Raw genomic sequence first — 24,583 nt, 5'->3', positions numbered from 1 at the left:
TCATCATAACCTGCTTAAACAGAGAAAAGAGACACTGCTATGCAACATATCATTGAGGGCTTCCTCAACTTCCAAAAAGAGATTTTCCCTCAACGCAAGGAACTCTTCCGCAGCCTGGCATCCAGCCAGAATCCTAAAGCGCTTTTCATCTCCTGTTCTGACAGCCGACTGGTGCCAGAGTTAGTGACGCAGCAAGAGCCAGGACAGCTTTTCGTTATCCGTAACGCCGGTAATATCGTACCGTCTTTTGGCCCGGAACCTGGTGGCGTGTCTGCCACCATTGAGTACGCGGTCGTTGCTTTAGGCGTGACTGATATCGTTATCTGTGGTCACTCCAACTGCGGCGCGATGAAAGCCATCGCAGAAAGCCAACCCCTGGATCCGATGCCTGCTGTCGCCCACTGGTTGCACTATGCCGATGCCGCAAAAGCCGTGGTTGAAAAGAAAACCTGGGCTAACGAAATCGATAAAGTGAATGCCATGGTGGAAGAAAACGTGATTGCCCAGTTGAACAACATTAAAACGCATCCTTGCGTGGCTGTTGGTCTGCGTAACAACGCGATTCGTCTGCACGGCTGGGTCTACGACATCGAAAGCGGAGAAATTCGTACGCTGGATAAGAACAGCAAAACTTACGTTTCGCTGGCCGATAATCCACACGTCCATTTCGAGTAAATCAGCACTGGAGCACGGATGCTCTGGCAATCCTCCCACTACGATTTCTGTCAGTAGACAAACACTCCTCTTGCGACTAGCTTTTAAACTAGCCATCAGTGTGGCCGTCGTGGAACCCGCAATAGATTAAGCGATAAAAAGGAGCCGTTACGCATGCGAACGAAAAATAACAGACTGATTAATATGTTATTTTTTCATGAGTCGTGGGATATTATGATCCTAAAAAATAATGGTTCGCATACCTTTCCCACTAACACGCTGGAAATTCTGAACAACACCCGAGCCCAACAGCTCAAAAAGAAATATACCTTTCAGGCCGATCCTTTCATTATTGAAAAAGACAATAAAGTTTATGTTTTTTATGAAGCACTAAGCTTTCGTAATTCGCAAGGTATTCTGCGCTGCCGTATCCTTGATGCTAACCTGGTTGAGCTTGAGGATGTGAAACTCGATGGTTTTGATAACCTAAAATGCCATTTATCATTTCCTTTTTTATTTTACAGCAACGATCAGCTTTTCATGATCCCAGAGTCTTCAGAAAGGAAAGAGGTTATCTTATTCCAGTCGGTAGCGTTCCCTACGCGCTGGAAACAGGTAAAAGTATTAGTACCGGACCAGGCACTCACCGATAACGTCGTCGTCTCATTGCATGAAAATCTTTATCTTTTATCCACCACGATGGAAGATGAGCTAGTTATCCATACTGCCAGTGATGTAACCGGACCATGGCAAAAAATAGAGCCCACGCTTAACCTGTCGAATCAACACCCCCGGGGCGCTGGCGCACCACACTGCGTTGATAATAAACTCTATTTCCTCACCCAGGAATGCACACCAGAGACGTACGGAAAGTCAGTTTATATCAAAGAGCTAATCACGCTTAACGCATCCAGCTTTGATGAGCGTTTGATTACGCAGATCAATGCCAGCATTAACCAAAGCGAGGGCGTTCACACACTCAACTTCACCGATAACTATATCGTGTATGACAGTAAGATAAGTAAATTCAGCCTATTTTCTATACTTAAAAAAATATCTTATAAATGCAGGGTGAAATACCGGAATTATTACCTTAACCGACGCCACCAATAACGTTTATTTATGCCGGTGGCATTAATGAATTAATGATAGTTTGCAAAAAATATATCTGGAGACTGTATGGCAATTCTAGTCACTGGTGGTGCTGGTTATATTGGTTCACATACCGTGCTGGCGCTTCTGGAAAGAGGTGATGATGTTGTGGTCATCGATAACCTTTCCAACTCCTCACAAACATCCCTGGACAGGGTTGCGGAACTGACTGGCAAAGCGCCCGTCGTTTATATCGCTGATGTGCTGAACAACGATGTTCTGAAAACGATTTTCTCTAACCATAACATTACCGATGTCATTCATTTTGCTGGACTAAAATCAGTTTCAGAATCAATAAAAGAGCCGCTGGCCTACTATGACAATAATGTCACCGGCACGCTGGTTTTGCTGCGTGAGATGTTAGCTGCAGGGGTGAAGCACTTTATTTTCAGCTCTTCCGCCACGGTATACGGTAATCCGGAAAGCGTTCCATTAAGTGAACAATCGCCAACCGGTGGCACCACCAATCCGTATGGCACATCAAAATTCATGGTCGAGCAAATTCTGGCAGACTTTTCCCGCGCACAACCCGATTTCCGAATCACCTGCCTACGCTACTTTAACCCAGTCGGCGCGCATCCATCGGGCAGGATTGGCGAAGATCCGAATGGTATCCCCAACAATCTGGTACCGTATATTTCTCAGGTGGCGATTGGCAAGCTGGAAAGCGTGTCGGTCTATGGAAATGACTATCCAACCCCCGACGGCACCGGTGTGCGTGATTACATCCATGTGATGGATCTGGCAACTGGTCATTTAGCGGCACTGGATTGTCAGCAAAAAGGTGCGGCATACAAAGTCATCAACCTCGGTACCGGTATCGGGTATTCCGTACTTAACCTGATTGCAGCCTTCGAGAAAGCGGCGCAAACCCGAATTAATTATAAGATTGTGGCCAGAAGGCCCGGGGATATTGCCGAATGTTGGTCAGACCCGTCGTTAGCACGAAAAGAGTTGGGATGGCAGGCCATCTACAATCTGGATGAAATGATACGCGATACCTGGAACTGGCAAAAAAACAATCCGGATGGCTATCACGTTTAATTTTCAACGACAAGGAGCCTGATTGCCAGGCTCCTTACTACGGCAGGCTATTCCACCGTTACTGCAGAGACGCGATACCAACCGTTGCTCAGCTTCCCTTCATTGGCAAAGTTAATTCTTGCCGCACCGGATTTATCCACAATCGCCGCTTCAATAGCATATTTCCCTTTTGGCAGCGTCCCGGGCATCGGCATCGGGTAACTCAGTGGGTGTTTTCCGGGCAGCCAGTGACGTATATCTTCCGGGACATTCCCTTGTGCCACCACCTTATTGGCCTCATTGACCAGGCGAAATGCCAGCGTGTAGGGAAGGTAAATCGGCGCGTTCCCTTCGTTATACCAGGTGCTTGTCAGGGTCAGTTCTTGTCCACCTTCCCAGACTGACTCGTGGCTCAGAGATGCTAAGCGAAACCGATAGCCCAGTTTTGTCAGTGCCTCGTCGACAATCGGACGATACTCACGGGGCACGGTTCTCGATTTCAGGTTAATCGTACTGGTATGTTGCTTCACCGCCCAGTCAAAAATCCCCTGCACTTCCTCTCGCGTATAGTGAAACGTATTTTTCCAGTCCTGCATGTACGAGCAGATCTCAAAACTCACTGGCGCATGTTTCCAGGCATCGTTAAATCCTGAATAGCTTTTCTGTGCGGCCTGCAGCCGTTGCGGGTAATCATCCGCCATATGATTCCATGAAGCAGAAAACACGCGGAGATCGCCCAGGCAGTCCGCACGCCAGCCCGCCCCGCGCGCGACCGCATTCGCCAGACTTTGCCCACCACTCATTAACATGATTTTTGGCGTACTGGGGAAAGCAGAGAAATGCATCGCCACATAGCGGTCCAACTGCGCCGTGGTGTAGCGCTCCAGCAATGGCTTCAGCATCGGGAAGTTGCTGTTATGCCACTCTCCCCACGCCCCCACCATGCCGATATCCACGAAAGCCAGGTTCTCGTTACCATCATAGCGTTTACCCATTGCGTTCAGCAGGCGCTGGCTATATTCAATAAATAGAGGATCGTCTAAATCAGGGATAAAGGTTTTTTTGTCCGGCGTCCAGGTTCCCTTTACGCCTTTTTTAATCAACCAGTCGGGAATTTGTGAACCCGTTTCCGGCTCAGCAAGCGCCATAAACCGCAGTCCGACGTTCATCGCCGGTCGATGCGCCGCGGCATACTTGAAGGCATCATCAACCAGTGCAAAATTGTACTGGCCTTCGACAGGCTCAAGGTCACGCCAGTAAAAGCGCTCATATTCAAAGCCTGTGTCGGGATAATCCGCCAGTCCAAGCGTTTCACCATATCCCTGATGAAAACTGGCTACCCCGATACCTGGGTTTGTCAGTGGGCCCGTCAATGCTTTGGGGGTTACGGTCGTTAATGCGGCCAATACCGTCAGCGGACAGAACAGACACAACAGCGCAGAAAACCATTGACACTTCATCGCAGTGACGCCCTCCACAGGTTTGTTAACACTAGCGGTCTTTCAGGCTTAACCACCAGTCCCAAATACCCACGTGAAAATGTTGGAATACATCAATACCCAATGCGGATTTGATCATATATAGCGTCAGTAATACGCAGCAGGTGACAAACAGCGTACCTAGCAGCAGCAAAAAAGTAAGCAGCATGGTCGATAAGGTCGACTCCTGACGATGCCGCTGACGTAAGTCTCTGCCGAATAAAAAAACCAGATAAAAGCGTTTACCGAAAAATGGAAAACTTCTGCGAATATCGATCCGATGCCTTGATGCCAGAGTGCTGGCGACGATCGCTTTCTCGATCCCGTCTTTTTGTTCCGGAGTCAGTCCCTCCGATATATGCTCATCAAGTTGCGCATAAAATCGTTCGATGACGGGGGGGCGATTCTGAGGACTGGTCAAAATTAACCTATATCTTTATCAATTGAGTGGTAGACATTGACTGTTTTTCTGGCAATTTCTTGCCAGTCGTAATTTTGCAAATAGACACGATAGTCCACGCTATTTGCGCTGGCCCAGGCAGTTAATTTCTCAGCAAGGCTGGACAATGAGCCGACCCGAAAATAAGCCTCAGACGGCAACTGCACTTCCAAATTTGCGGGAATATCGCTCACCACCGCCGGGAGGGAATACGACATCGCCTCCAGAAGCGCAATCGGTAGCCCTTCATGGTAGGAAGGCATAACGAAAAGCCTGGCCTGCGAAAACACCGCCTGAAGTTCATCTCCCCTTAAAAATCCGGTCATCACCACGCCAGGGGTATCAGCGGCAAGTTGCTTGAGTCGAATACTGTATTCCGTTGGGTGATCTGCATCGCCAATGAGCACTAGCGGCTGTTGCAAACCACTTTGTTTGTACGCGGAGATCGCATCATGCATCCCCTTTTCTTCCACAAACCGTCCGACCACCACGAAATAGTTTTTCGCCTCGAGTCCAAAGCGGGAAAGCGTGGCATGAAGGGTTTGATCTGACAACGGACGGGGCTTATTGACACCGTTGAAAATCAAATGCGCATCATAGCGAGCATGTTTTTTCTGAATCAGTTGGTTAATGACCTCAGAAATCACTATCACCTCATTGGCATATCTCACCGCCCAGCGTTCACCCAGCAGCAATATTTTTTTGGCGACAAATCCCCATTTTTGACGATCGTAATCAGGTCCGTGGTGGGTAAAAACCACCTTCTTACCTAACACGCGTAATAATGGGATCACCAAACCCGGCCCTATAGCATGGACATGCACAATATCAGAACCGTCGACACAGGTTCTAAACGCCGCTAAAACAGAATGCACAATCGCTTCCAGTGACCGTTTTTTGGGTGCCCACAGCGCATAGGTCTCAACTTTCTTATAAGAAGATCGTTTGTAGCTAACATACGGCGAGCGGGCGATAACACAAATATCAACGTCAAACTGTTGTTTAATCGCCGGGTAAAGATTCTGGCAGTGGGTTTCCACACCGCCCAGGACATCCGGAATACCGCGAGTACCAAAAACCGTTATTTTTTTACTCATTCTATGGCCTGCTCAGAAGTTCTTTATATAGCGCCTGTAAGGTATCCATATGTTTGCTAAGCGCATATTTTTCACTCAGGCGCGCACGCCCCCGTAAGCCCATGACGCGTGCTTTATCCGGGTCATCAACCAGAGCATCCATCGCCTTCGCCAGTTCCTGCGCATTACCCGGCTCAAATAAAAGCCCTTCAATACCGTCGCGTATTTGTTCGGGGATCCCGCCAATGCGCGACCCGATCACCGGTTTCGCGAAAGACATCGCCTCCAGTACCGCCATTGAGCAGTTTTCATAACATTCAGAGGGGAGGATCACCACGCGGGCATGCTTAATGAGCGTATTGAGGGTATCCCCTTGTTGTACATAACCTAAAAATTCAGCGTCCGGGTATTTCGCCACTAACTCGTCATGCAACGGACCGTGCCCCACTATTTTTAGCGGAGCCGGGTTACGCATTTTCTGATGAGCGGCCAGCAACGTTGCCACCCCCTTTTCACGGCTCAGGCGGCCGAAGTACAGTATATAACCGTCATCGACGACCTCATCGATGGGCTGGCTATCATCAACACCATTGACGATCACATCGATTCGCGATTTCGGCAACGTTCGGAGTAACACGCCGCGTAAAAAGACGCTGGGTGAAACAATCACATCCAGAGCCTGATAATTCTGGGCAATGTATTGCCAGGTTGCTTCTAACGAGAGCAGCAAGCTTTTCGAGGCAGAGCCTTCCTGACAGCGATAGCGGAAGGCATTGAAAACGGTACCGGTGATACAGGCATCACACACCTTCCCATCACGTAACATGGAGTATGCGGGACAGACAATCTTATAGTCGTGCGCCGTCAGCACCGTTTTACAGCCAAAATTACGCGCCACTTTAATTAACGCCGGCGTCAACTGATGGTAAATATTATGAAAGTGAACGATATCAGGGCGTTCTTTTTGTAAAAGCGCCAGCATTTTTTTGCAGGCCTGGGTGTTATGAATAAAGTTAACCGCGGTTTTGATCCCTCCCAACAGATTACTCTCTTTATGGTAATCGACATTGCTGACGAAATAATCCACATAATCAGAGGGGAAATTTTTCTCATGCTGCATGGAAAAATCAATGACCTGGACACCAGCCTGTTTCAGCATGTCGCGTTCTTGAAAATAAACCGTTTCCGCGCCGCCTTTGATGAAAAAAAACTTGTTAACTAATAATACTTTCATGGCGCCTGCCCCGGTTATTCATGAATGATTTTACTGTTGGGCGGAGTCAGCGGATCGCGTACCGGATAAAAAATACCTTTGATCAGCCCCGCTGAGCGTACGATTAAATTAATAACGCTTTGCAGCCCATCTGTTAACGAGCGATTTTGCACAATCTTCAACAAGGCAAATGCCAGTAATGGGAGAAGCGCAACGGCAAACACGTCGATATTAAAAGTGAGCAGCGCAACAAATAAGAGAATAAGGTAGAGCGCAAATACCGCCTCATTCTTCACGATGTTGAATGACTGGGAAAACCAGGGTTTCCCCCAACTACAACGCAGAAGCTCACCCGGAGCCTGGTAATAACCGCTGGTCCAGCGGCGCGCCAGCATCTTAAACGTCGGCAGCGTATGTGACGTATGACTGAAGTAAGGAATATCCAGACGCCGCAGTTTATAGCCCGCTTCGATTAAACGCAGACCCAGCTCAGCCTCTTCATACGCGTGCAAATTACGGTTGGTCAGATAACCAATTTTTTCAATTGCCGACCGACGATACAGTCCACCGCCCCCCAGATGATCGCTATCACCAAGAGGATAGATTTTATTGATCCGCTGCTTACGAGACTTAAATTCATAGTTAACGGCATCATCCATTTCGACGGTACCGGCCACCCCGGCATAGTCTGGTTCCGCCTGCAAAAAGGCAATAGCCTGGTCAATGAAGCCATCTTCCAGCTCCATATCTCCATCCATCAGTAATAAATATTCCCCTTCGCTGTACAGATAACCCAACTGATGGCCCACTCCACAACAGCGATCGCCAGGATCGGTGAGTGACACTACCGTGACGCCCTTATTGGCAGCCAACTGCTGGGTGTTATCTGTCGACAAACTGTCAGCCACGATAATCTTATGCGGATACCCGACCAACTGACGCCGAATGCTGTCGATCGTTTTCTCAATGCCTTTAGATTCGTTGAGCGTTTTAATACTCACTGAAATAAATGGTTTATTGTCCATACCATCCCCCTGCACTGCGCAGTACGGTTCGACGAATCACTAAGCTCGCCCCCAGCGATAAATAGAACAGGAACTGTAACATCGGCGTAATCATCAATATCTGACTGTAAGGTAAACTGATTAAACAACTGATAGCGAAAGCGTTAAATGCTGGCGCAAAGCTCAGTAACTGCAGATCCTGTTTATCCAACTGTTCCAGCATCAATACTGGTTTTGGCTGGCATACTTTCAGAATATAAATAAACAAGCCAATAAACAGCAGCGTGCCAATAATGCCAACTTCCCACAGCAGCATACTCAGAGCAGTCGAGTCTAAAATCAGGTTATAGATAATGTTCAAAAACCCAGGGGAGACCGTACTACCACTGTTTGTAGCATTAAGCCCATAGCCAAATAATGTGCCCGACAGTCCCCAAAGATCGTTATTTTTTAACCAGAACAGAAAGGTTGTGAAACGCCCCAACTCTCCGGTCGACATGATGTAGTTCGGATCAAAGATATAGCTCAATGAATCAATAAAAATGCTTAATGAGCCTTTCGTCGGATCGCTGCCAAAAGCGGAAGAGTAGTACCAGGCCAGTATCATAATCGACAGGCCGATGAGCACCAGCATTCCTGCCACAATGACGAATAACGTCTTCAGGTTTACCTTACTGACATCTTTAACATAGCTCGGCGATATCCACACCCATGCCAGAAATATCGGTGACAGCAGGATGACAAACTTGACCTCACCAATGATACATAACCCTATTCCAAGGATGATATGCAGCGCTGCGGATTTAAACGTCGTAAGCCCGTGCTTATATTCAGAGAGTTTCAGCAACATAATTAACAGGCAAAATAACCCCATCGCCGCGGTATTGCCGCCACCCATTGGGTCTCCGCCGAATGTGCCTACCACGGAGTCCCATTTTTCATCTTCCCCGCGCACAGCCACACGCTGAGGAACAACCAGCAAAACCTGATAAATCATCACCGGGATTTGCGCATAGAACACCCAGTACAGATAGCGCGTCGCCCGATATATCTGCGATTCACGGCAAAAACCCAACAGCAAACAAACCATCACCAGCGATAACGCGATTTCGTTTTTGAAGGCCACAATTGCGACGGTAACCCCGCCCTGAATCAGGGTCGATGTTCCCGCCAGCACCAGAAAGGAAAAATACAGTGCAAGGATAATGGTTTCCTGTGCATCCAGACGCAGCGCCCCGTCTCGCGTCTGCATCACCAGTAATCCCACCATCAGTAATGTCAGGAAAAACGGGATCCACAACACGGATTGCATGCCGGTGAAATACTGCACCAGACCACACAGAATCAGCGTTATAAAGGTGTAGACCTGTAAATAATTTCCGGTATTCAGTGTCATGGCGTCACCGGCTTGTGTTTCAGGAGATTGGCCCGCTTGTTCATTTTCAGGTAAATGAACGCATAGCGAATAAATGTCAGTGAAGAGAACAATATTACTGATGCCGCGTAATCAGGGTAAAAATAGGGAACGACCACAAACGCCAGTAGCACAATCGCCAACTGTTCAAGTTGGATACGCAGAAAATAGCGGTGCGAGCCAAAAATAAGCTCAATCACCGTTAAAGGACTTATCGCCAGCGCCGGGAACAAATAGGGCAGCATGTAGCGCGACGTCTCAATGGAGTTAATCCAGTCTTCGCTAAAACCCAGTCGCATCACAATGGGATAGAAAATAAAGACACCTAAGGTACAGACAACCCCCAGCACTAACAGCAGCATACGTACCTTCGTATACTCCTGATAATTGAAGGTGTTATTTCTGAAGTCGATGGACCATTTAGAAAAAATGGTATTGCGTACCGCGTTGCCGATAATCACTACCGGAGCCAGACAGAACCGGCTTACAACGGAAAAATACCCCGCCGTCAGCGCCGAAAACCAGAAGTTAATCAGCATAATAGGCAAGTTACTGCTCGCCATTGCCAACACCTCAGCGCTACCGACTTTAGTGATGTGATGAATATTCTGTTTAAAAAATCGCAAATTACTTGCCGGGCGCAAATGCTGCGGCGTCACCGAGCGAATATCAAACGAATGTAAAATACAGCTAGTGGTCAGCAGTATCATGGCGCAGGCCCATGACCAGTAAAATGTCTGTACCTGGTGCGTGAGCAGTACCGAGAGCACCACCACCACAGAGACAGAAATACGCTGAAAGATCAGAAAATAAAAGTTGGCTGTCCGCAGCGATAAGTTTTCCGATATTAACGCCCACGCTGTTGAAAGCGTCAGCAAATAGAGAAACAGTATGTTCTGGTGAAACAACCACGCGGTCAGGACGGCATACGGTAATGCAATGAGTGCACTTTGCAGCAAACAGAACACTACATTTTGCGCCAGCTCTTCATCCTGCTGTTTGGGAATCAAAAGCTGGGAGGCAAAGGTACATACCTGTGCCCCCACCACCGCGATACTGTAGTTGAGCGCATACAGCCCAACCTCTGCCATATCGTACTTATGTGAGATCAACCAGATAGACAGCGCACCAATCAGCTGCGAAACGACTGATGAACTGGCTATCGTAGAAGCGCTCTTCAGTAAACTCATACACGACCTGGCGTAGTCATCAGTTGGTCAGTATTGAAGTTCAATGAGCGCAACCCTTCCTGCGTTTCAAGGTTTTTTTCCTCTACCGCATTCAACACAGCGCCAATCACCACGCCCTGATTATCCTCAATTTTATCCAGCGCGCCGGCGATATTCTCCGCAGAACCGGTCCCGGCTTTCACGATAAAGATAACCCCATCAACGGCTCGTTTGATCAGTTGGATATCCTGACTCTGATTCACCGCTGCAACGTCAATAATAATGCGTTGATACTGCGACTTCAGTTCGCGCATCACGGGTTCAACGTGCTCTGACGACAGCATCAGTAAAGAGGAAATGGTCGTCTTACCGTGGGGGATGAAATCAAGATTTTCAGCGATCTTAACCCGTGCTTTTTCTAGCGGAGCCTCACCCCGCAACAGCTCCGCCACACCCGCAGACGTCGCCGATGCCAGTTCAGAAGACAGGCCGTTGGTATTGAAGAAATCTGCATCAATAAGCAACGTTTTCTGATCGAAGCTGAATGAGCTGGCCAACAGATTCGCCAACAGGGAACGCCCTTCCCCCTGCTCCGCCGAAGCAATAGCGACCGTTTGCAGCGGCCGGTTATCCAGCATAATTCGGGTGCGAATACCGTGGATGATATCGGCATTCAGCGGGTTCTTCAGTATCATATCCCGCACCTGCGCGCGACCCGAAGTACCGGTAAATCGACGAATTTCGCCCAATGGCTCGACATTGAGACGTTTCTTCAGACGGCTCAGGGTGCTAATTGAATTATCCATTGCCGCTTTGACAATGAAATACATGATGCTGAATACCACAACCAACATCACCACCATCACGAGCAACAGCGATTTATTCGGCTTAGACGGCTTTAACGGAGGAACGGCGGGATCATACAGCACCGCATCCGCATTAACCCCGGACAGCGACAATTCCTGAGTCCGCTGATAAAGCGTCTTATACAGATCTTCCATTTTATCTAACGCCAATTTTTGGCTGTTATAGGCATCCCGTTTTGATGCCATCTTCTGGAAGATCTCTTTTTGCTCAGCAACCTGCTGCTGGTAATTCTTTTCGTCGGCCAGTGCAGCCAAATACTGCTGACGTAAGCCAAGTTTTAGCTCACCCAGCACCCGACCCGTTTGATTTTGGATTGATTGCACATCGGCTTCTGCTTTTAAAATATTGGCACTTTTAGGGCCATACACTTTGCGCAGTTCCGACAATGTGCGCTGCGCCTGAATCAGCGCAATGCGTAAATCCTGAATCTGCGCATGGTCAGAAACTGATGGCAGCGAAATGATATCGCCTGAAGATTTTCCTCGGCTATTGACTTCATTGTAAACAGACTCCGCGGCGACACGGCGTTGGGTCGCATCGGCAAGACGGTTGGTCACAATGCTTAACTGCTCTGTTTCAAAACCATCAATACCACGGAAGGTCAGCAGCCCAGAGTTTTTCAGGTAGCTATCCATTTCCTCTTTTTGTTTCGCTATCGATTTCTGAATCTCTTCCATTTTTTCAAAGTTGAGATTGCGAGCCTGCTCTGCTTTCAGACGCTTTTGTTCTACCGTGTAGTTGATAAAAGCCTGAGCGACGCCATTGGCTATCTCAGCTGAAAGTTGAGGCGAGGAAGATTCATAAGAAATAGAGGCCAGATTAGTGGTACGGATACCGATGACCTTCAGGTCTTTCGACAATGTTTTCAGCGCTTGATCAACCCTCAGTTGCTGATCTTCACTGCCCGAGCCGGGCTTCATCCCGGTAAAATCCGGGTTTTCATCCAGCTTCAGATCGCGGACCGCCTGCTCGAGGATAATGCGAGACTGCATCAATGCATACTGTGTTTCGTAGTAACCACTCCGCGTTGAATCAAAACCATCAACCTGGGGAAAGGGCGACACATTATCAGCTTGAGCCTTAATCAACACCGTGGCAGTCGAAACATATTTGGATGACATCATGCTGATTAATGGATACGCGACAACCCCGGCAATAATGCCGGCCAGCGCGATTTTCCAGGCGTTCTTTTTCAGTTCTTTGGCAAAGCGGGAGAAATCGACGGAGTTTTCTCGTTGCTTGCCATTTTCCACTATAGATAGTTTCATCGTTAGAAGAACCCCATGCCAATAATCACGACATCCCCAGGACGAACAGAGTGCGTTAAATCAACATTCTCAAGTAGCTGGTTGCTACCGGAGAGGCGAATGTTGATATCTTTGCGATCTGCACGGTCAGTAAATCCACCCGCCTGAGCAATCGCTTTCTCTACCGTAAGTCCCGGCTCCCAGGCGAATCCATTCGGGCTTTTCACTTCCCCTGACACGTAGAATTTGCGGAACTCGGCAAGACTCACTGTCACCATGGGATTAACCATATACCCATTGCGCAAGCGTTGAGTTAATTCAATATTCACCTGTTCTGGTGTTTTATCTTTTAAACCCAACACGCCGATATAAGGGAAGTTTATTGTTCCACTCTTATCCACGATAAATTTCATCGTCATCTCGGGCTCCCCGTAAACAACGATATTGACAGTATCCCCCGCCCCAATTCGGTAATCCTCTGCCACCGCAGCAGGATCGTCCATTAATGGTGGCCTGGACGTTGTGCATCCGACCAACAGGATACTGAATAGCAAAAACGCGCACAGTTCTATTATTTTCATTTTAGATCTGAACCTTAGCTTTAAGCATAATCATAGAATTATCATAACCCAACGTTCTAATGACTTCCTTACTGTCGTCGGGACCGATATAAAACGAATCAGTATCCTTATTCGAGTTCAAGGTATCTAATTGATATTTAATCTCAAAATTGACAGACGGCGTGTAGTCATAGCTCATGGTTACGCTAAATACACCATTTTTATCATGTCGATCCTTGTTCTGTTTTTTATAGTCTTCCGTGGTGTATGAGTAGTCCAGCAAAGTAGAAAAACGATTACCCAGCCAGAAATGCTGGTAAGAAATCCCATACTCAGTCACTAAAATATACCCCCCAACTTCCGAGGGGTCTTTAATGCTTTGAGCAGAGTGGGCAGTGAAGACTGACTGATTTAACGGCTTCCACTCCCCCTTTATATCCCAGTTTAGACCATTAAAATCACTCGAGTTTGCGGCATTTTCAAATGTTTTGTACAGCCACGAAATATTCATGTCGACGTTGGTTTTCCCCGTCAACTGCGATTTCAGACCGTAAAGCAAATAGTATTCATTACTGTCTTTTTCTGAGTTGTTATCATAGTGACGCTGATTAGTAATAAAACTATAGCGAAAGCGCGTTCTGGATGTGTATTGGTCAAAAACTTCAGCAACCAGACTATTTTCATGCCATTCCTGCTGCTGAATATAATTGTAAAAATCCGGGCTGGTATCCTGCACATCCGAGGTATTCCCGAACGTCAGTTTTTTATATAACAGTGCCAGTTCCGCTTTGCCGCGTCCATCTGGTGCGCCATAGCTATAGCGCAACTCACTGTTGATAAAATTATTCGTCAGCGGAGAGTTAATTCCATACTGACGGAACTGGCTCGGCAAAAAACCCTCAGTGATATCGCGACCGCGGGATTCATGCCCGATAGAATCTTCCAGATTCAGGGTTAAGCCGTGCATTTGCCCATAACGCCAGGCACCGTTAAAACGGAAAAAATGGTCGTTATAGTTATCGGCAGAATTGCTTGAGTAGTTACGATAATCACCTGAATACATTAGCAAATATTTATCCTGACCGCGCTCACCGATCATACTAAACACAGGTGCCGCGCTCTGGAAAGCTGAACCTATCGCATCGCGGTTATGGGGCTGATAAGTCACGTTATCATCATAACCGTAATCCACAGCAACTTTGCCCTGGAAGTCGATCCCCGCAAAGCCAATGTGTGATTTCGGCGTTAGATCAGCCCATGCGGACTGCGATATCACGATTCCGGTAATAACTATTAATTTAGTATGCATTCTTACCGACAAATCCTTTGAAAATAGTTTTAATAATAATTTTTATATCCAGCCATAACGACCAGTTTTGAATATATTCGATATCATACTGAACGCGCTTTTCCATCTTATAAAGTGCATCGATTTCCCCACGGAAACCGTTAATCTGCGCAAGCCCGGTGATCCCCGGCTTAACTTTATGGCGGATCATGTAGTTTTCGACCTGTTTACGGTACTGTTCGTTGTGCGTAACCGCATGGGGTCTGGGACCGACAATAGACATACTTCCCTGCAATACATTAATGAATTGCGGGAGTTCATCAAGAGAAGTGCGTCGCAAGAAACTACCAAATTTTGTCACGCGGGGATCATTTTTGGTGGCCTGGATAACCGTATCGGAATTCTCCATAACTCGCATCGAGCGAAACTTCCATACCTTAATTTTTTGTCCACTCAGGCCGTATCGATCTTGTTTGAAAAACACCGGACCACGGGAGGTCAGTTTAATACCAATAGCAATCGCTAACATCAATGAGGAGATCATCACCATAATGATGCTACCGAGAATCAGGTCTTCCGCACGTTTAATAAATGAACCTGCCCCTTCAAACGGTGAGCTAAAGATGCCAATGGTTTGCAGATTGTGGATCGAGCGCAGCTTGGACATATTGTTACTGTAGGTATAAAAATCAGGAACAATATAGGTATCTACAGTGGTATCTGACATCATGGCCAAAAAGTGACGAATACGATGTAATGCCACCATCGGTAATGCGATATAGATCTCGTCGATATTCCCTTGCTTAGCCTCTTCAACCAGATTGATGACCGGGCCGCGAAAGGGACTTTTTATCTTATCCACGATATCACCACAGCGGGACAACGCGCGTTCGTCATAAAAAGCCAAATCTAATTTGATATTGGAGTATTCAGCTATCAACGCATTTTCAGCTGCCACACCGTTGTCGGTAAGACCAATAATCGCCACACGAATGCTTTTTTTCGTTGAATATTTAAAAATGAAAAAACGAATAAAATAAAGAAAAGGTAAAGGAATGAAATACCAATAAACAATAGGGGATAAAAAAGACGGTGTCAGACTTGCCAGGTATCCAAGTGACTCCGGTTCGGCCACCGTCATGCTGATCACTTCGTTGAACGATATCGCCAACAGTGTACAAAAAAGCAGCCGTTTTTGGTTGCGTATGCCGATGGTTTTTATCTTCTGCTGATACATTTTTGTGTATTCAGCAAGTAGCAGGAAAAACACTGAGAAGAGGATGCTCAGAATGACAATGGTCTTAAACGGCACCATATCTAACAGATGGGCGCTAAAAATTAACGTAATATTAATTACAATAAAATCGACCAGTTTCAAAAAGACTGGATATCCTTGACTGCTAATCTTTAGCGAATTTTTAAGCATATCTCAGCCCATTATTTATTGATATTTAATTGTTTTTTTCTCTTTTCATGTTGCTAATTATATCACAAGTCTAAAAAACGCAATGGTACATTGTCAGTAAATGTAAAAAATAATGTTGATTAGTGTGACTATCACCCACCTGTCACTTATATGATAATGATTTTATTCATTAATTTACGAACAAGCATTTTGTCGCCACCACCAAAAAAGATGATAATTTACAACACAAACGTTATTGACAGATAACAATTCGTAGACTATGAAAAGCCGTTATATGTATGATGAATAACACGAAATCGTTTCTCTTTTTCCCCTAAATAGCCGTTAAAATTAATTAACCGCGACGCCATACAAATAAAATCAATAAATCACATGCCGTTATTATTAATAATGTTCTGCTTTCTTATTTGGAATTTTCTTAAGAATAATCTGCACTCGGGAAATAAAGATATCAGTTCGTGATGCTTAAAAATCGTACTCGTACGCTCAATCCCCCTAGCGTATCGCTGCGCGACAACTGCGGGTGTGTGCGGTGTAGACGCGCAATATCGTTGACCAGAGCCAGGCCTATTCCTGCGCCTGGGACGTTGCCGACGTTATCCAGGCGATGAAACGGCAACAGCGCCTGATGCACCCGTTGCTCATCAATGCCTGGCCCGCTATCTTCAACCACCAGCACCACGGCTTCCCCCTCGCGCACTAAACGCGCCGTCACCACGCCCTGTACTGGCGTATATTTCAGCGCATTATCCAGCAGATTTCCGCACAATTCACCGAGTAGCACCTCGTCCCCTTCAATCCACAGCGCCTCCTGCTTCCCCTCATATCCCAGATCGATGGCTTTACTGCGCGCCTGCGCCAGACGGGTAAAACAGCTGGTTTGCACCACGTCATACAGATTAACGGGCGAAAAGTGCCTTTCCCCCTGTTCTTTACGCTTCACCGCGGAAAGCTGTAACAACCTTTCCGTCAGTTGAATCGTATTATCCAGCGTTGAACTCATCGCCTGTAAGCTCTCATACCATTGCTGCGGCTGCGGGCTCGCCAAAGCTACTGCCGCCTGCGTTTTTAGCACTGCCAGTGGTGTTTTGAGCTGATGGGAAGCATCTGCGCTGAAGCGCTCCTGGCGGGAGATAAGCCCTCGCAGTCGATCGATATAGCGGTTGAACGCGACAATCAGCAGACGGGTTTCCGACCACGGCAGTAACTCCGGCAATGGCGTCAGCAGTCCTGGTTCGCGGCGAACCATAAGCGATGACAACTGGCGCATGGGGCGTAATACCCGACGTAATAGCCAACCGACCAGCACCAGCGTCAGGAGAACTAATAGACCTTGTGACACCCATGAGGAAAACAGCAGTTGCCGCGCCAGATAACGACGTGATTGCAGCGTTTCAGCGACATAAATTTCGGCCATGCCAACAATCCCGCCCTCATTGACCGGCTGGAGCAGGCGTGCCACGCGGATCGCCTCACCGCGATATTCCGTGTGATAAAACCACGCTAACGCCGGATACAGCCGGGTACGCGAGGTCGCGGGCGGCATGGCCGGTAAATCGTCATAACCTGAGATAACCTTCCCCGCCGGATCGACCACCTTGTAATACAGCCTGTCGTTCATGTTCAGTTCAAAGCTGTCCAGTACCACCCACGGCACGTTGACTTGCAGGTGCTTATTACGTACCACCAGCCGCTCAGAAACCGTTCTGGCCGATGAGAGCAGCGTCCGGTCATACGCCTGCGTCGCGGCCTGTAATGCGCTAACGTAGCTGTTAAACGCCGAGAGTCCCCACAGCAACAGCAGCGGTAACCCCAGAAACATCAGCAGTTGCAGGTACAACGACTGGGGCTTAACCCACCTCATCACAGCGCTCCAGCACATAACCCAGGCCACGCAGCGTGGCGATACGCACGTCGCTCCCTTGCAGTTTCTTCCGCAACCGATGGATATACAGCTCAATACTTTCGGGGCTGACCTCATCACTCAAACTGAACACCTGCTCAAACAACTGTTGGCGTGAAACCGGACGCAGTCGACGGTACATCAGTACTGTCAGCAGGGCCTGCTCACGCGGTGTCAGCGCCAGCGGTTGTCCTTGCAACAGAAAGTAACCTTCATCGTGAAACGCCAATTCTCCCAGTTGCTGTATCCCTTGCACCTGGCCTGCGCTACGCCGCAGCAAGGCCCGCAGCCGGGCATCAAGCTCTTCAAGTTCAAACGGCTTAGCCAGATAATCATCAGCCCCTACATTCAGCCCCTTCACCCGATCGGCTACCGCGCTGCGCGCCGTCAGCAACAAAACCGGCAGCGTCTGCCCGCGTTTGCGTAGGCGCTGGACGACTTCCAGACCATCCAACCCCGGCATGTTGATATCCAGTACCGCCAGCGCGTACGTTTCACTGTGTAAAAGATGATCGGCCGACTGGCCGTCGAACACGCAGTCAACGGCAAAGCCGTTTTGTACCAGCGCTTTCTCCAGCCAGTGAGCTAACTCACGGTTATCTTCCGCTAATAAGAGACGCATATCACATCCTGTAAAGTTTCTGCCGCATTGAAAGGGAATTGAAAGGTTAATGTTTTAACAATCACGCAACCGAACCGCTACACATCGGCTCACATAATCACAAAAATCTTCTTCCGTACCCGAAAATCCGGTTTTCCGGCGTGAGGATAAACAATGAAAAAACAATTACTTCGTACCCTTACTGCAAGCATTTTATTGATGAGTACCTCTGCTTTAGCTGAACAAGCACCATCGCGCACCGAATGCATTGCTCCGGCGAAACCCGGCGGTGGGTTCGACCTCACCTGTAAGCTGATTCAGGTGAGCATGATGGAAACGGGCGCCATCGAAAAACCGATGCGCGTAACCTATATGCCCGGTGGCGTGGGTGCCGTGGCCTATAACGCTATCGTCGCGCAACGTCCTGCCGAAGCCGGAACCGTAGTGGCATTCTCCGGCGGCTCCCTGCTAAACCTGTCGCAAGGTAAATTCGGCCGCTATGGTGTCGATGACGTGCGCTGGCTGGCGAGTGTAGGCACCGACTACGGCATGATTGCCGTGCGTAGTGATTCCCCCTGGAAGACGCTGAAAGACCTGCTGACTGCCATGGAGAAAGATCCCAACAGTGTCGTTATTGGCGCGGGAGCCTCTATTGGAAGTCAGGACTGGATGAAGTCGGCGCTGCTGGCGCAAAAAGCCAACGTCGACCCGCACAAAATGCGTTATGTCGCCTTTGAAGGAGGTGGCGAACCGGTGACCGCGTTGATGGGCAATCACGTGCAGGTGGTTTCCGGCGATCTCAGTGAAATGGTGCCCTATCTCAGCGGCGACAAGATCCGCGTACTCGCAGTGTTCTCTGACGAACGTCTGCCGGGTCAGTTAGCCAATGTCCCTACCGCCAAAGAGCAGGGTTATGACCTTGTTTGGCCGATTATTCGCGGCTTCTATGTTGGGCCAAAAGTGAGCGATGCGGATTACCAGTGGTGGGTTGATGCCTTTAATAAGCTCCAGCAGACCGATGAATTTAAAAAGCAGCGTGATTTGCGTGGCCTGTTCGAGTTCAACATGAGCGGTAAGCAACTCGATGACTACGTGAAGAAACAGGTCACGGATTACCGTGAGCAGGCAAAAGCCTTCGGCCTTGCGAAATAAGCCCGGGGGCAAAGATGATGAGCGATCGTATTTTCGCGGGTATCTGGCTGTTGCTCTGTATAGCCGGGCTGTTCGTGGCCTGGCAAATCAGCAGCGAATACAGCTATGAACCCGTCGGGCCACGTCCCTTTCCGCTTGGCATTATCAGCTTGATGCTGTTGTGTGCCGTCGCGCTGCTGTTGCGCCACCCGGACACCATCAGTTGGCCTCGCCGCCACGTGCTGCAAAAGCTGCTCACGATGGTGATTGTGTTGTTGATGTACGCCTGGGGGTTTGAATGGTTAGGCTTTCCCATTGCCACTGCCATTCTCACCGTGGTGATTGGCATGCTGTTCGGCGCAACCATCCCGGCAGCGGGCATTTCCGGTTCGGTTCTCGGCATTCTGCTGTGGTATGCCTTCGACCGACTGCTTGACGTCACCTTACCACTCGGCGCCTGGCTGGGTTAACGGAGAAACGATGGATACCTGGATTTATCTTTCTCAGGGTTTCGCGGTGGCGATGACGCCGGAAAACCTGGTTATCGCCTTGATCGGCTGCTTTGTCGGCACCATTGTTGGGTTGCTACCGGGTCTGGGGCCAATCAACGGTGTGGCGATCCTGCTGCCGCTGGCCTTCGCTTTGCATCTGCCTGCGGAGTCTGCGCTGATCCTGTTGGCGACTGTTTATATCGGCTGCGAATACGGCGGGCGCATCTCCTCTATCCTGCTCAATGTTCCTGGCGACGCGGCAGCCATTATGACCGCCCTTGACGGCTATCCAATGGCTCAACAGGGACGCGGCGGCGTGGCGCTTTCTATCTCAGCGGTCAGTTCTTTCTTCGGTTCGCTTATCGCTATCGGCGGTATCATTCTGTTTGCCCCGGCGTTAGCACAATGGTCGCTGTCATTCGGTCCTGCAGAATACTTTGCCTTAATGGTCTTCGCCATTGCCTGTCTCGGCAGCATGATGGCACAGAATCCACTGAAATCATTTCTGGCAGCGCTTATCGGTCTCGGGCTCGCGACCGTCGGCGTAGACGCCAACACCGGGGTTTATCGCTTCACCTTTGACAGTGTTCATCTCTCCGACGGTGTGCAGTTTATCGTGGTAGTGATTGGGCTGTTCTCTGTCTCAGAAATATTATTAATGCTGGAACATACCAGCAGTGGCCAAACGCTGGTGCGTAAAACGGGCCGCATGTTGTTTAATGCCAAAGAAGGTATGCAGTGCGTGGGCGCAACGCTGCGCTCATCGGTGATTGGCTTTTTCGTCGGCGTCCTGCCCGGCGCCGGGGCAACCATCGCCAGTGCTATCACCTACATGACCGAGAAAAAGCTCAGCGGTAACAGCGACAGTTTTGGAAAGGGGGACATTCGTGGCGTTGCCGCACCAGAGGCAGCCAACAATGCTTCGGCCTGTGGCTCGTTTATCCCAATGCTGACGCTCGGCGTACCCGGTTCGGGCACCACGGCGGTAATGATGGGTGCGCTGACGCTGTACAACATCACGCCAGGGCCGGCAATGTTCACCGAACAACCGGATATCGTCTGGGGACTGATCGCGGCGCTGCTGATTGCCAACGTGATGCTGCTGGTCATGAACATCCCGTTAATCGGTCTGTTCACCCGCATGCTGACCATTCCGCTGTGGTTCCTGGTTCCGGCCATTGCGGCGGTTTCGGCGGTCGGTGTGTATGCCGTCCACAGCACGACCTTCGATCTGGTACTGATGGTTGGTCTCGGCGTACTGGGATACATTTTGCGTAAAATGCACTTCCCGATGTCTCCGTTGATTCTCGGATTTGTGCTCGGGGAAATGCTGGAGCAGAACCTGCGTCGTGCCCTGTCCATCAGTAATGGCAGCATGGATATTCTGTGGGCCAGCGGCGTGGCGAAAGTCCTGCTGGTGATGGCGGTCATGGTTATCGTTATCCCGCCAGTACTGCGCCTGATCCGCAAACGCAACAATAAGCCGCAGGTGGATATCGGCTAACGAATTGCCGGATGGCGGCGCTATTGCGCTCTATCCGGCCTACAACTTGGCTCGGTTGTAGGCCGGATAAGCGCAACGCCATCCGGCATTTTTATTTTCCGCGCAGCCCCTGCGTTCCTTCCAGCACATGTTCAACAAATTGCGTCAGCTTGGGCAGTGGGCGTAAATCCTGTCGCCACAACAAATGAATTGGCCGCGGTTGCGGCGTAAACCCCTCCAGCACCCGGACCAGCCGGCCATTCGCGAGCTCTTCTGCCAACAAAACCTCTGGTTGTAACAGCAGCCCGGCTCCCGCTACCGCTGCCATGCGCAGGCCATGGCCATCGTTACAGCGCAAAATCGCGTCACGTTTCCACCTGACCTCACCCGCCACACCCGGCAGTTTCCATTCATTACGTGCCGTCCACACGGTATGTGACAAACACAGATGATCCACCAGATCCCCTGGCGTGCGTGGTGTACCGTGTCGGGCAAGATAGTCCGGTGACGCACAGATCGCCATACGGTACGGACACAGATATTTCGCCACTACATCCGTCTGATGAATATCACCAATACGTATCGCCAGATCGACCCCTTCATCGACCAGATCCACCATTCGGTTGGTCAGATCCAGTTCAATGCGTACTTCTGGCCAGGTTTGCAAAAAATCCGCAGCCAGCGGCGAGACAACACAAGCCCCAAAGGAGGTTGGTGCGCTGATGCGTAGCGTACCCGCCGGAGCCCGCCGTAGCCGTTCGACCGAACGTTCAGCGATCGAAACCTGCTCCAGTACCCGACGCGCTTCTTCAACGTAAACGCGCCCGGCATCGGTCAGACTCTGACGGCGAGTGTTACGTTCCAGCAGACGCGTACCAAGCTGCGCCTCCAGCAGGGCGATATATTTCCCCACCATCACCGCTGATATCTCCAGTCGCGTTGCCGCACCGGTAAAGCTTCCACTTTCCACCACCGCGATAAACGTTTCCATGCCGCGCAGCTTATCCATATTGCAAACCCCTGGTTAGTAATCATCTAACTTTTAGCCAGTTTATCTGATTTCATTTTCATTAAAGAATAGCGGCTCACACTATTGCGGAGGTGGTTATGAAAATCGTCATTATTGGTGCCAGCGGTACAGTCGGTCGTGCAGTCACAGAGACGTTGAGCCGTAAACATGAGGTGATCCGCGTGGGCCGCACGCAGGGTGATTACCAGGTCGATATCACCTCACAAGAGAGCGTTCAGGCGCTATTTGAACAAACAGGGCGCGTGGATGCGATTGTTTCCGCCACCGGCAATCTGTTCTTTGGCCCGCTATCGACGATGACCGACAGTGAATTTAATCAGGGTCTGCAGGATAAGTTGTTAGGCCAGGTGCGTCTGGCTTTAACCGGACAACATTACCTGAATGATGGCGGTTCCATTACGCTTATCAGCGGCATTATCGCCCATGAACCCATTGCCCAGGGGGCAAATGCGGCGACCATAAATGCCGGGCTGGAAGGATTTGTGCGCGCAGCAGCCTGCGAGTTAGGACGCGGCTTGCGCATTAACCTGATTAGCCCGACCGTATTGAGTGAATCTGCTGAAGCCTACGATGGATTCTTCCCTGGTTTTGAAAGCGTGCCTGCGGCAACCGTGGCCAATGCTTACCGCCGCAGCGTGGAAGGCATTCAAACCGGACGTATTTATAAAGTCGGTTACTAACATTTTTACTGCCGCTGTGCCCCAGCAGCGGCAGTACTATTAATCATCTGTTTTTAAATAACATTCCCCTGTTTATCTCCCGCGTTTTTCATTTAACCTCACCCTTTATAATGTTAAATACTTGTTGCTTTTGATCACAAATAATAAACAAAAAGCGCATTCTGTGCGCGTTTTTCAAAAATGTAGATATTTTTAATTTATGGCTACGAAACGAGCATCGCCATGTCTCCCTGACAATCTACTGAGAGGATCGATTCTGATGAACGCACTGACTGCCGTACAACCGAACGCTGAAGATCCAGCCCAACACTACAGCGGCTTCACACTGAAACCATCAGCCCAGTCGCCACGCTTACTGGAGCTGACTTTCTGTGCTGAGACAACGGAGCAATTTCTGCAAGCCGTCGCGCAGTGGCCGGTACAGGCCCTGGAATACAAATCTTTCTTGCGTTTCAAAGTGGGTCAGATCCTCGACGCCCTGTGCGGCAATCAGTTGCAGCCTCTGCTACTAAAAACCTTGCTGGATCGTGCTGAAGGCGCACTGCTGATCAATGCCGTGGGCGTTGATGACGTGGCACAGGCAGAAGAGATGGTCAAACTGGCAACAGCCGTCGCGCATCTTATCGGACGCTCAAATTTTGATGCAATGAGCGGTCAGTACTATGCGCGCTTCGTGGTGAAAAACGTCGATAACTCAGATAGCTATCTTCGTCAGCCGCACCGTGTCATGGAGCTACATAACGACGGTACCTACCTCGAAGAAATCACCGACTATGTACTGATGATGAAGATAGATGAGCAGAACATGACTGGCGGTAACTCGCTGCTGCTCCATCTCGATGACTGGGAACATCTGGATCAGTATTTTACCCACCCGCTGGCACGCCGTGCCATGCGCTTTGCCGCACCGCCAAGCAAAAATGTTAGCCAGGACGTATTCCATCCGGTGTTTGACGTTGACCAGCAGGGCCGTCCGGTCATGCGCTACATCGACCAGTTCGTCCAGCCAAAAGACTATGAAGAAGGCGTCTGGCTGAGCGACCTGTCTGATGCGCTGGAAACCAGCAAGAACATTCTTTCCGTTCCGGTATCGGTCGGTAAATTCTTGCTGATCAACAACCTGTTCTGGCTGCACGGTCGCGACCGCTTCACCTCGCATCCTGACCTGCGTCGCGAACTGATGCGTCAGCGTGGCTATTTCGCCTATGCCACCCACCATTACCAGACCCACCAGTAAGCGCGAAGGAAAATAGC

22 protein-coding genes are annotated in these 24,583 nt (G+C 49.3%); 8 read left to right on the top strand and 14 right to left on the bottom strand.

Annotated features, from left to right (window positions below; all coding sequences use genetic code 11):
• The first annotated feature begins 39 nt into the window (after positions 1 to 39).
• The 3 genes from NNO03_RS19895 (at position 40) to galE (ending at position 2,850) form a co-directional block, all read left to right on the top strand.
• Positions 40 to 675 (top strand): carbonic anhydrase, encoded by a 636-nt coding sequence (locus NNO03_RS19895; RefSeq protein ID WP_005122990.1) that lies wholly within the window; start codon positions 40 to 42, stop codon positions 673 to 675.
• A gap of 153 nt (positions 676 to 828) precedes the next feature.
• Positions 829 to 1,767, top strand: a complete 939-nt coding sequence (locus NNO03_RS19890; protein ID WP_271450319.1) for a hypothetical protein — start codon at positions 829 to 831, stop codon at positions 1,765 to 1,767.
• 66 nt (positions 1,768 to 1,833) lie between these two features.
• Positions 1,834 to 2,850: a UDP-glucose 4-epimerase GalE gene (gene galE, locus NNO03_RS19885; protein WP_271442506.1), complete on the top strand. Its 1,017-nt coding sequence runs from the start codon at positions 1,834 to 1,836 to the stop codon at positions 2,848 to 2,850.
• 47 nt (positions 2,851 to 2,897) lie between these two features.
• Here galE and NNO03_RS19880 read toward each other — a convergent pair whose 3' ends face one another.
• The 13 genes from NNO03_RS19880 to tctD form a co-directional block, all read right to left on the bottom strand.
• Positions 2,898 to 4,289, bottom strand: coding sequence for a DUF4832 domain-containing protein (locus NNO03_RS19880; RefSeq protein ID WP_271450318.1), 1,392 nt, complete (start codon positions 4,287 to 4,289; stop codon positions 2,898 to 2,900).
• 31 nt (positions 4,290 to 4,320) lie between these two features.
• Entirely contained in the window at positions 4,321 to 4,728 is a 408-nt protein-coding gene (locus NNO03_RS19875; protein ID WP_101742956.1) for a hypothetical protein, read from the bottom strand.
• A 2-nt stretch (positions 4,729 to 4,730) separates the two neighbouring features.
• Entirely contained in the window at positions 4,731 to 5,843 is a 1,113-nt protein-coding gene (locus tag NNO03_RS19870; RefSeq protein WP_271450317.1) for a glycosyltransferase family 4 protein, read from the bottom strand.
• A gap of 1 nt (position 5,844) precedes the next feature.
• Positions 5,845 to 7,056, bottom strand: coding sequence for a glycosyltransferase family 4 protein (locus tag NNO03_RS19865; protein WP_271450316.1), 1,212 nt, complete (start codon positions 7,054 to 7,056; stop codon positions 5,845 to 5,847).
• A gap of 14 nt (positions 7,057 to 7,070) precedes the next feature.
• Positions 7,071 to 8,060 carry a glycosyltransferase family 2 protein gene (locus tag NNO03_RS19860; protein ID WP_271450315.1) on the bottom strand — a complete coding sequence of 330 codons (990 nt, stop codon included), beginning with the start codon at positions 8,058 to 8,060 and terminating at the stop codon, positions 7,071 to 7,073.
• On the bottom strand, positions 8,050 to 9,435 hold the full coding sequence (locus tag NNO03_RS19855) for a capsular biosynthesis protein (protein ID WP_137383564.1): 1,386 nt from the start codon (positions 9,433 to 9,435) through the stop codon (positions 8,050 to 8,052). The genes NNO03_RS19860 and NNO03_RS19855 overlap by 11 nt, the downstream gene beginning before the upstream one ends.
• On the bottom strand, positions 9,432 to 10,643 hold the full coding sequence (locus NNO03_RS19850; RefSeq protein WP_271450314.1) for a lipopolysaccharide biosynthesis protein: 1,212 nt from the start codon (positions 10,641 to 10,643) through the stop codon (positions 9,432 to 9,434). Before NNO03_RS19850 ends, NNO03_RS19855 begins: the two co-directional genes overlap by 4 nt.
• On the bottom strand, positions 10,640 to 12,757 hold the full coding sequence (locus NNO03_RS19845) for a polysaccharide biosynthesis tyrosine autokinase (protein ID WP_271442513.1): 2,118 nt from the start codon (positions 12,755 to 12,757) through the stop codon (positions 10,640 to 10,642). Before NNO03_RS19845 ends, NNO03_RS19850 begins: the two co-directional genes overlap by 4 nt.
• A gap of 2 nt (positions 12,758 to 12,759) precedes the next feature.
• On the bottom strand, positions 12,760 to 13,317 hold the full coding sequence (locus NNO03_RS19840) for a polysaccharide biosynthesis/export family protein (RefSeq protein ID WP_048212978.1): 558 nt from the start codon (positions 13,315 to 13,317) through the stop codon (positions 12,760 to 12,762).
• A 1-nt stretch (position 13,318) separates the two neighbouring features.
• Positions 13,319 to 14,605: an outer membrane beta-barrel protein gene (locus tag NNO03_RS19835; protein ID WP_271450313.1), complete on the bottom strand. Its 1,287-nt coding sequence runs from the start codon at positions 14,603 to 14,605 to the stop codon at positions 13,319 to 13,321.
• Positions 14,595 to 16,010: an undecaprenyl-phosphate glucose phosphotransferase gene (locus NNO03_RS19830; RefSeq protein WP_271450312.1), complete on the bottom strand. Its 1,416-nt coding sequence runs from the start codon at positions 16,008 to 16,010 to the stop codon at positions 14,595 to 14,597. Before NNO03_RS19830 ends, NNO03_RS19835 begins: the two co-directional genes overlap by 11 nt.
• Before the next feature lie 451 nt (positions 16,011 to 16,461).
• Positions 16,462 to 17,874 (bottom strand): sensor histidine kinase, encoded by a 1,413-nt coding sequence (locus NNO03_RS19825; protein ID WP_271450311.1) that lies wholly within the window; start codon positions 17,872 to 17,874, stop codon positions 16,462 to 16,464.
• Positions 17,861 to 18,535, bottom strand: coding sequence for a transcriptional regulator TctD (gene tctD, locus NNO03_RS19820; RefSeq protein ID WP_116360823.1), 675 nt, complete (start codon positions 18,533 to 18,535; stop codon positions 17,861 to 17,863). Before tctD ends, NNO03_RS19825 begins: the two co-directional genes overlap by 14 nt.
• 153 nt (positions 18,536 to 18,688) lie before the next feature.
• On the opposite strand from tctD, the gene NNO03_RS19815 reads away from it, so the two are divergent.
• Genes NNO03_RS19815 through NNO03_RS19805 form a run of 3 tightly spaced genes read left to right on the top strand, consistent with a single transcriptional unit; the run spans position 18,689 to position 21,640 of the window.
• Positions 18,689 to 19,666 (top strand): tripartite tricarboxylate transporter substrate binding protein, encoded by a 978-nt coding sequence (locus NNO03_RS19815; RefSeq protein ID WP_061068421.1) that lies wholly within the window; start codon positions 18,689 to 18,691, stop codon positions 19,664 to 19,666.
• A 14-nt stretch (positions 19,667 to 19,680) separates the two neighbouring features.
• Positions 19,681 to 20,115, top strand: coding sequence for a tripartite tricarboxylate transporter TctB family protein (locus NNO03_RS19810; protein ID WP_105242189.1), 435 nt, complete (start codon positions 19,681 to 19,683; stop codon positions 20,113 to 20,115).
• A gap of 10 nt (positions 20,116 to 20,125) precedes the next feature.
• Positions 20,126 to 21,640, top strand: coding sequence for a tripartite tricarboxylate transporter permease (locus tag NNO03_RS19805; RefSeq protein WP_137383555.1), 1,515 nt, complete (start codon positions 20,126 to 20,128; stop codon positions 21,638 to 21,640).
• A gap of 91 nt (positions 21,641 to 21,731) precedes the next feature.
• Here NNO03_RS19805 and NNO03_RS19800 read toward each other — a convergent pair whose 3' ends face one another.
• Complete coding sequence (locus NNO03_RS19800; RefSeq protein ID WP_271450310.1) at positions 21,732 to 22,628, bottom strand: LysR family transcriptional regulator; 897 nt, start codon at positions 22,626 to 22,628, stop codon at positions 21,732 to 21,734.
• A 98-nt stretch (positions 22,629 to 22,726) separates the two neighbouring features.
• On the opposite strand from NNO03_RS19800, the gene NNO03_RS19795 reads away from it, so the two are divergent.
• Both NNO03_RS19795 and glaH read left to right on the top strand, forming a co-directional pair.
• Positions 22,727 to 23,329, top strand: coding sequence for a short chain dehydrogenase (locus NNO03_RS19795; RefSeq protein ID WP_271450309.1), 603 nt, complete (start codon positions 22,727 to 22,729; stop codon positions 23,327 to 23,329).
• A gap of 259 nt (positions 23,330 to 23,588) precedes the next feature.
• Positions 23,589 to 24,566, top strand: coding sequence for a glutarate dioxygenase GlaH (glaH, locus tag NNO03_RS19790; protein WP_271450308.1), 978 nt, complete (start codon positions 23,589 to 23,591; stop codon positions 24,564 to 24,566).
• Positions 24,567 to 24,583: the final 17 nt, after the last annotated feature.

Source organism: Citrobacter sp. Igbk 16 (assembly GCF_028069755.1).
GTDB lineage: Bacteria > Pseudomonadota > Gammaproteobacteria > Enterobacterales > Enterobacteriaceae > Citrobacter.
The sequence above is the reverse complement of the archived record's forward strand: the minus strand, read 5'-3'. Positions and strand labels throughout refer to the sequence as shown.